Origin of the sequence: Coleofasciculus sp. FACHB-712, from assembly GCF_014695635.1 — a bacterium.
Lineage (GTDB): Bacteria > Cyanobacteriota > Cyanobacteriia > Cyanobacteriales > FACHB-T130 > FACHB-T130.
On record NZ_JACJOQ010000085.1, the window covers coordinates 1 to 8,011 of the forward strand.

Here is an 8,011-nt window from a genome sequence, read left to right on the forward strand (position 1 = left end):
CGAAAAGCCGGGATACAAGTTGCTAAATCTTGTTGTACAAGCGAAACGATTTCTTCATCATTTAAGGGAAGAAACTGATTGGCGTGATAAAAATCTGCTTCAATAACTGTCCCTGGCTCATCGCGGTACTCATCATGTATGGCATTTAAATCGAAAAACGTCCATCCAGTTGTTGCATTAAAACCAAAACAGGCATTGGAAGGACGAGGAATATTAATTTTGCGGTTAAACCATAGGCGAGTTGCCAACACATCAACCGCGCCCAAGTTGTGAATATCTCGAAATTCTTTACGGTTTTGTAAGCTGGGGCTACCAGATATAATCTTCTTCATACCGCTGATACCAACGGCAAAAATCATCGCATCTGCCTCAAAAACTTCATCACCGCAGACAACCGCTGTCGCTTGATTATTGCTATCAACAATTACATCACTTACCCGTCGATTAGGGAGTAATTTTGCCCCTGTTTGTTCAATCCGCTCCACCCAAGGCCGAAATATCATCTCACCAACCGTTCCGCGACACCAGACGACATCAAAATCGGGTTGGTGAGCCAAAATGAAGTAATAAAGCATACCCAGCGCGGCAGCGGCGGAACATTGCTCTCCAGGGGCAAATAAACCAACCAGCAGCATCGGCTCAAAGGAATCGCGGTAAAGCCGCGCCGAAACCCCAAAATCTTTGAAGAGTTCTCGCGCCGTTACAGAGTCATAGCGTCGCCAAGCTTCGTCGCTATTGTCAAAATCAATAACTGCGTAGAGTAGCGGTAAAGCTGATAGGCGATCGCTTAATGGCAACCGTTTAAATTGCGTGTAGAGAAAAGTTCCAAGTGGAGTGGGAAGTCGCGGTAAGTCTTGGAAAATGGGAGATTCGACTTCTAAACCGGCTGGAGAATACTGGGAGGAACGAGTCCAAGGCGTAAACGGACTCAGCCCTAATTCCTTTACCAAAGAAAAGATATTTCGGTAAGGATACCAGAAACCATGAATCCCCGCTTCTACAGAGCGCCCCCCTGCGGTCTTCCAGCCCGCCACCAAGCCACCCGGATAGGGGCCAGCCTCTAGAAGGGTTACGTCATAGCCTTGACGCGCTAGGTGGTAGGTAGCCCCCAACCCTGCCCAACCAGCACCAACGACGACTATTTTTGGGGTTTGTGTTTCTGTTGGCATCGCGCACATCTCCATTCTGTTTTCAGGATGACAAGAACCCCACCCTCAACCCTCCCCGCAAGCAAGGAGGGGGCGAAGAGGAGCTTTTCTGTGGGGGCGAACCGATTGAAGGGGTTTTATTACTTACACCTAGCTTCTCAGTTCGTTGAGTTTGGCTCTGATTGTCTCTATTCTTTTACGGTTCACGCCCAAATCCGACTGTCCTAGGCGGGAGGCTGAACGGATATGGATCGTTTTTGCGCTTTCATCGAGATAAAATTCCACGTCATCGACAAACCCCATCAGCGCACTAGTGAATTCCGCGTAGAGGTAATTCTCCGTTTCGGTGATAATTTTGGTTTTCGAGAGGGAGTTGATAACTGTCTTGAGATTAGCGATCGCCTCCGTTGGGGAAGAGTTGTAGGTCAAAGGCTCAATTTTATTCTGGGCATTTTGGCTTTGACTGCTGACACAGTTGGGCGTACTAGGGCAAGGCGCTAGTTGGCCTGACTGGACACCGAGATTAGTGGGTGGTTTTCCGGCAAACACGATCGTTCCTCCTGACAAAGCGGTAGTTGCCCCTATCCAACAGATAGCTGCTAAACATAAGGATAGAGAGATTAGAAGCCAACGCGACCGATTGGAAGTGATATTCATGAATGAATTTTCTATCAGTTCGTTACTAGAAGACCTAAAAAATCCTGATGAAACCGTCCGCTATGAGGCTACAGCAGAGCTGTGGCGCGTCTGGTTTCATCAAAAGGGAGCGGTAGGGTTTGAACTACTTGGGCGATCGCAGGCAATGCTGGAGGCAGGAGAGCTTGCCAAAGCAGAGGCGTTACTCACCGACCTGATTGAGACTCAACCAAATTTCGCGGAAGCCTGGAATAGACGAGCCGTTCTTTACTATATTCTCAGGGAGTACAAAAAGGCGCTCCAAGACTGCCAGATGGTGGTTAAGCTCATCCCGTTCCATTTTGGGGCGCTGCATGGGATGGGGTTGTGCCATATCGGACTGGGGGACTACAGCGCTGCCATTAAAGCTTTTCGACAAGCGCTGGAAATTCAGCCTTACGCCTTAGAAAATCAAAAATTGATTCTTGAATGTACCGCACAGCTGAGCTAAGAATTTAAGCTAAGAACGATTCAGCTACAAGCAACAGCACTTGTTACTCAAAACACCCCTACATAAGAAGTTTGGCAGTAAATGTCTCCCTGACGGGGAGGGAATAAACTCCAAAAAAAACCCGGTCGCTGCTAAGACGACCGAGCCAAGATGCTATGCGTTTAATGAAGCTCGTTTTCAGGCGATCGCTTGTTACGCCGGGAAGCAACGCCGAATCGGATCGGTCATCTGTTCCTCAAACAAAGACAATCATTCGCCACGAAGTTTATTCACCGCCACTTTTTTGTCTCAAATGGTGAACGAGAGCGTTTAACCCCAGGCGGTAACTCTCTGCACCAAAGCCGCTGATTTGTCCAATTGCAATGGGTGCGATATAAGAATGATGTCGGAAAGCTTCGCGTCGGTAAATATTACTCAGATGCACTTCTACAGTCGGAAGGTTAACAGCCGCGATCGCATCCCGTATCGCTACGCTGGTATGAGTATATGCTCCAGCGTTAATTAAAATTCCTTGGTGCTGCCCAACGGCATTCTGAATTGCATCCACTAAGACGCCTTCATGATTTGACTGTAAAGTAAAGACCTTACAGTCGAGCGTTTGCCCTTCTTGTTCTAACAGGCGATTAATCTCATCCAACGTCACAGAGCCATAAATCCCTGGTTCTCGGAGTCCCAATAGGTTTAAGTTTGGTCCGTGCAGCACCAGAACAGTAACTATGCCCAAGGTTTCAGCAGCAACTCAATAGACTAACTACGACGGCGCGACGATCTCTCATTCACTGGAATTGGAATCAGTTCTGGTTCCGGCTCAGCTTCCGGTCCCAGGAGCGTTTCGATGAGCTTACGTGCCCATTCTTTGAGCTTTTCCAACACATTTTCTATATAGTCCATTGAATTGAAAACTCCTGCAATACAACCAGGATGAGTACTTAACAACAGGGCAAACGTGAGAGTTTATGAATCCTATTGTGGTTAAGATTTATTCTAACCCTAGCACATGGAGAAACAGGTGAGTAATCTCACTATGGATGTGTGTGACCGGGCGGCGTCTATCCGTCTTAAGACACATCCGTCGTTAACTTTTTCTTCAACATTGTTCGCCGCAGTTGGTCAAGGGCAATTGAAGCACTGGCGTACCGAATCGAGTCTCGCTCTCGATTTTGACCCAGATGGTGCTTAAAACTTTCTACCGTGTCATCCGGCCCTGCTAGACCAATATAGACTAATCCCACCGGCTTGGTTTCCGTACCACCTCCCGGCCCAGCAATCCCTGTGATACTAAGTCCCCAAGTGGTTGAGAGGCGTGTCTTTACACCCACTGCCATCTGCTTGGCGACCGCGTCGCTCACCGCACCGACTTGGGCTAAGTCTTCTGGATTGACGCCCAAAAGAGAAATTTTCACCGAGTTGTCATAAGAAATGACGCCGCCCAAAAAATAATTGGAACTCCCGGCGACACTGGTTAGCATCTGCCCCAATCCTCCACCCGTACAGGATTCTGCCACCGAAAGCGTTTCCCCGGCTTCTTGCAACAAAAAGCCGACAACAGAAGCAAGGGTGTCAGTGTCAGTGCCGTAATAATCCAGCCCTCCTATCTGCCGCAGTTGTTGCGCCACTGGCTCAATCAGTCCTAGCGCTTCCGGTTCTGACGCCGCTCTTGCCGAGACTCGCAGCCGCACCTCTCCGTGAAGGGCGTAAGGAGCAACGGTGGGGTTAGGGAGGTCGAGGAAGGGCGCGACTTTTTCAGCCAAAGCCGATTCCGCAATTCCCCAGAACTTTAACATCCGGCTGTAGATGATTTCTTTGCCCCAGCCTTGACTCTTGAGAAAGGGGACGGCGGTTTCCTGCCACATCCGCTTCATTTCTGAAGGGACGCCGGGGAAAGTCAGAATCGTCAGACCCGTGCGGGGTTGCCAGATAATACCGGGGGCCGTACCGCCTGGATTGGGTAAAATTGAGGCGTCCTGGGGAATGAGCGCTTGTTTCCGATTGCTGGGGGTCATCTGACGCCCCCGCATGGCGTATTTGCAAGTAATGTCTTCGACGATTTCCGGTTGTTCTACCAAGGGAACGCCAAAAAAATCAGCGATCGCTTCCACGGTCAAGTCGTCGGGAGTGGGACCTAGACCGCCAGTAAAGATCAGCAAATGGGATCTCCCAGCAGCAATTTCCAACACCTGCTTGAGACGTCCAGGATTATCTCCCACCACCGTTTGATAGTAGTGGGGGATTCCCAGAGAGGCTAGTTGCTGCGCCAAAAATTGGGCGTTGCTATTGAGAATATCGCCGAGTAGCAGTTCTGTACCAACACAAATAATTTCAGCACTCATGCAAAAGTTTTTTATTTTTTAATTTTGTATTTTTCCTCATTCCTCACTCCTCATACGCGAATTTCGCCAAACTTGCCAGCTGGTATACCCCAACAACAACGTTGCACCCATCGCATAAGCAAGTCCGCTTGGTATTTTAGCCAGAGCCAGGGCTAAACTTCCCACCCAGAGCGTCAAAGCGTAGATAAACAAAACTATCAAACGTTGTGGCAGACCCGCTTGCAGCAGCCGATGATGCAGATGGAATTTATCGCCAATAAAAGGCGAATTGCCTCGCAACAGCCGTTGCACAATCACCGCTGACATATCCACAATTGGCACAGCCAGAATCAGGTAAGGCAGTAATACCGCAGTGACAGCAGTACTTTTTACTAAGCCAATTACGCCGACACCAGCAAGGGTAAAGCCCATAAAATAGGCTCCCCCATCCCCCATAAAAATCTGAGCGGGGTTGAAATTATATCGAAGAAATCCCAATGAGCCACCGGCAAGCGCTGCGGCAATCAGTGCTGCCGCCGGTTGGTTCATAAACAAACTCACAATCAGCATTACCACCGCAGCGATGCCAGAAACACCAGCAGCTAGACCGTCTAGACCATCAATCCAATTGATGGCATTAGTCAGACCGACCAGCCAAATGACGGTAATCGGCCAGCTAATTGTGTCTGGCAATGTGACCAGTCCAGCGAAGGGAACGGTGAGGAAGTCAATTTGGACGCCGAGGTGCCAAGCCCAGCTGGCAATGATAATTTGCAGAAACAGCCGCAAGAAAGGCGACAAACTAAACAAATCATCGGCTAAGCCAACCAGGAAAAAACCAAGACCACCCAAGATAACGCCCCAAACTTCTAGGGATTTCTCTGCGCTCAAAGCGCCAAATCCCCCGGTTCCCCAAACAATCAGTAGGGCAATAATGGTGCCTGCAAAGATAGAGACACCTCCCACCCGCACGATAGGATGCTTATGGACTTTGCGCTCACTGGGTAAATCAACCAGTCCCTTTTGGAGGCCAATTTTGTTCACAACGGGTGTTGCCCAGAGGACAACACAGGCAGATACGAGAAAGGCAACCAGGTGATACAGCTGGGGGGGCATCTGAAATTAAGTAGGGTACTAGACATCAGAAGGGAGAAATCAAAAAAAGCTGTTAGCTGATTGCTAATTGCTATTGATCTTTCATCCTTCAAAACAATCGTCAGGCAGAGTCTACTACATTTCAGACGGGAAGAGGCAGAGGGGGATGGGGAATTAAGCGGGGGAATGGGGAGTAGGGGCATAGCCGCCCCTACGATTTTTATGCCAAGGCTGGTACGGGGATTGTCAGGTGGGGGTACAGGGGGAAGCGATCGCATAATGCTGCCACTCGCCGCCGACATTCCGCCGCCACTGCTTCCTCTTCTGGATTCAGGAGCCGTTCGGCAATAATATCCCCGATTTCTGTAAATTCACCAGTAGACATCCCGCGCGTCGTCATCGCTGGCGAACCCAGCCGCAAGCCACTGGTTACGAATGGCGACTCTGGATCGAAGGGTACAGTATTTTTATTCGCGGTAATGTTCACTCCGCTCACTAGCTGATCGGCTCGCTTGCCAGTCATGCTGATAGAACGCAAGTCTACTAGCATCAAGTGATTGTCAGTCCCGTCAGAAACAATCTTGAAGCCGCGTTTTTGCAACTGAGTTGCCAACGCACGAGCATTTTCAATTACTTGCGCCGAATAAGTTTTAAACGCGGGTTGCAGTGCTTCCCCAAATGCCACCGCCTTAGCGGCAATGACGTGTTCTAAGGGACCCCCTTGAGTACCGGGGAACACGGCTTTATCTAGTTGCTTTCCGAGTTCTGGGTCGCTGGTCATAATTAAGCCACCTCTAGGACCGCGCAGGGTCTTGTGGGTGGTGGTGGTGACGACGTGGCAGTGGGGTAGAGGATTGGGGTGATGGCCTGTGGCAACTAAACCCGCAATATGGGCGATATCCGCTAATAGATAAGCTCCGACTTCATCAGCGATCGCGCGGAATTTCTCAAAGTCAATGATGCGTGGATAAGCTGAATAGCCGCAAATGATTAACTTAGGACGGTGTTGTAGCGCCAAATCCCGGATTTGCTCGTAGTCTAGCTGCTCGGTTTCCTGACTGACTCCATAGTGGCAAACCTTAAACCACTTCCCCGACACATTTACTGGCGAACCGTGGGTTAAATGCCCCCCGTGGGACAAATCCATCCCCATAATCGTGTCTCCTGGCTGCAACAGGGTCAGGAAAACAGCAAAATTCGCCTGCGCCCCCGAATGCGGTTGCACGTTCGCGTGAGCTGCTCCAAATAGCTGTTTGGCGCGGTCAATCGCCAATTGCTCAATTTTGTCGATAAAGTCACAGCCGCCGTAATAGCGTTTCCCCGGCAAACCTTCGGCATACTTATTTGTTAATACCGAGCCTTGTGCTGCCAGCACTGCTGCGGAGGTAAAGTTTTCACTGGCAATTAGCTCCAAGTGGGCGCGTTGGCGCTGGAGTTCTTCGTGGACAAAGCTGGCAACGGTAGGATCGGTTTCGGCTAGAAAGTCTAAGTTTGTTTTACTCACAAAGTGAACCCCTAGAAATAGTGTCAGTCTTCCTTTCAAACTTTGATTCGGGTGCGCTTTCGGTCAACGCCATGTCCGCGCTACTAGCCCAGGTCAGTATTTTCGGGAGTCTTCAATCTTAACGCTGTTGGAGTCGTGTCTCTACCCAACTTTTCTGTTAACACTTGAAGCGAACAATTTTTGGCAACCTTTCATCCAAACTAGCTAACCTGGCGCAGTATGCAATTTTGCTGTATTTCTCTCGCCCATTCATAAGGGGCTAGAGGATCTGGAAAAATTTCCTTGACATTTGATCGCCAACCCCGGATAAATTGGGGTTTAGAAAAAGTTGCCCATGATGTTAACCTTACCCACTTGGCAACCGATGCGATCGCAAACTGCAAGACTTTAGAGGGATTAGACGCCCATACTGTTCAGATCCCAAAGTTAGGTGCCAAATTTATTTTCTGCCCTCCTCTCTTCCCACACGCGCAAAGCGTTGCTTTAGTAACCATCCTCACTCCTACTTTTAGGAGAGGACATTAAGCTGTATGTTAATTTACCATATCTCGCCGAAAACCTGACCTAGAATGGAGGCGGGCGAATTAAAGCTCTCGTGGAGGTATTAAATGTTAGTCATTCTTACGGATGAGCAGATACTCTCCCCCAAACAAGTTTGTCAGACCTGTTTACTTGCCGATCAAAGTGGTCAACCCCGCTGGCGTCAGGGGCGGCTGCGCTGCGCTCAAGCGATTCACAAGCTTACCGAAAATCAACCCGATCAATACGAGTGTCTTATGGGCTTCCGGATTGCCAATATTGAGTAATCTCGTTTTGCTCAAGTTTATTT

General features: G+C 49.3%; 10 protein-coding genes. 3 read left to right on the plus strand and 7 right to left on the minus strand.

Annotated features, from left to right (window positions below; all coding sequences use genetic code 11):
- Both H6F50_RS02105 and H6F50_RS02110 read right to left on the minus strand, forming a co-directional pair.
- On the minus strand, positions 1-1,169 hold a 1,169-nt coding region (locus tag H6F50_RS02105; RefSeq protein ID WP_190425796.1), incomplete at its 3' end, for an FAD-dependent oxidoreductase.
- Between the two features lie 129 nt (positions 1,170-1,298).
- Positions 1,299-1,805, minus strand: coding sequence for a DUF1499 domain-containing protein (locus tag H6F50_RS02110; protein ID WP_190425799.1), 507 nt, complete (start codon positions 1,803-1,805; stop codon positions 1,299-1,301).
- Here H6F50_RS02110 and H6F50_RS02115 point away from each other — a divergent pair.
- Positions 1,804-2,274 (plus strand): tetratricopeptide repeat protein, encoded by a 471-nt coding sequence (locus H6F50_RS02115; RefSeq protein ID WP_190425802.1) that lies wholly within the window; start codon positions 1,804-1,806, stop codon positions 2,272-2,274. The two genes, H6F50_RS02110 and H6F50_RS02115, sit on opposite strands and share 2 nt — an antisense overlap.
- A 265-nt stretch (positions 2,275-2,539) precedes the next feature.
- On the opposite strand, the gene aroQ is transcribed toward H6F50_RS02115, so the two are convergent.
- The 5 genes from aroQ to glyA all read right to left on the minus strand — a co-directional run bounded on the left by aroQ (position 2,540) and on the right by glyA (position 7,182).
- On the minus strand, positions 2,540-2,998 hold the full coding sequence (gene aroQ, locus H6F50_RS02120) for a type II 3-dehydroquinate dehydratase (RefSeq protein ID WP_190410627.1): 459 nt from the start codon (positions 2,996-2,998) through the stop codon (positions 2,540-2,542).
- A 23-nt stretch (positions 2,999-3,021) separates the two neighbouring features.
- Positions 3,022-3,165, minus strand: coding sequence for a hypothetical protein (locus tag H6F50_RS02125; protein WP_190410628.1), 144 nt, complete (start codon positions 3,163-3,165; stop codon positions 3,022-3,024).
- A gap of 167 nt (positions 3,166-3,332) precedes the next feature.
- On the minus strand, positions 3,333-4,604 hold the full coding sequence (locus H6F50_RS02130; RefSeq protein WP_190425806.1) for a competence/damage-inducible protein A: 1,272 nt from the start codon (positions 4,602-4,604) through the stop codon (positions 3,333-3,335).
- 36 nt (positions 4,605-4,640) lie between these two features.
- The gene (locus H6F50_RS02135) at positions 4,641-5,699 is read right to left on the minus strand and encodes an MraY family glycosyltransferase (protein ID WP_190410630.1); all 1,059 of its coding nucleotides are present in this window, start codon (positions 5,697-5,699) and stop codon (positions 4,641-4,643) included.
- A 199-nt stretch (positions 5,700-5,898) separates the two neighbouring features.
- A complete protein-coding gene (glyA, locus tag H6F50_RS02140; protein WP_190425809.1) occupies positions 5,899-7,182 on the minus strand; it encodes a serine hydroxymethyltransferase in 1,284 nt (427 codons plus the stop codon).
- Positions 7,183-7,464: 282 nt separating this feature from the next.
- On the opposite strand from glyA, the gene H6F50_RS02145 reads away from it, so the two are divergent.
- Positions 7,465-7,707: a hypothetical protein gene (locus tag H6F50_RS02145; RefSeq protein ID WP_190425812.1), complete on the plus strand. Its 243-nt coding sequence runs from the start codon at positions 7,465-7,467 to the stop codon at positions 7,705-7,707.
- Between the two features lie 83 nt (positions 7,708-7,790).
- Entirely contained in the window at positions 7,791-7,988 is a 198-nt protein-coding gene (locus tag H6F50_RS02150; RefSeq protein ID WP_190425815.1) for a hypothetical protein, read from the plus strand.
- The last annotated feature ends 23 nt before the right edge of the window (positions 7,989-8,011 follow it).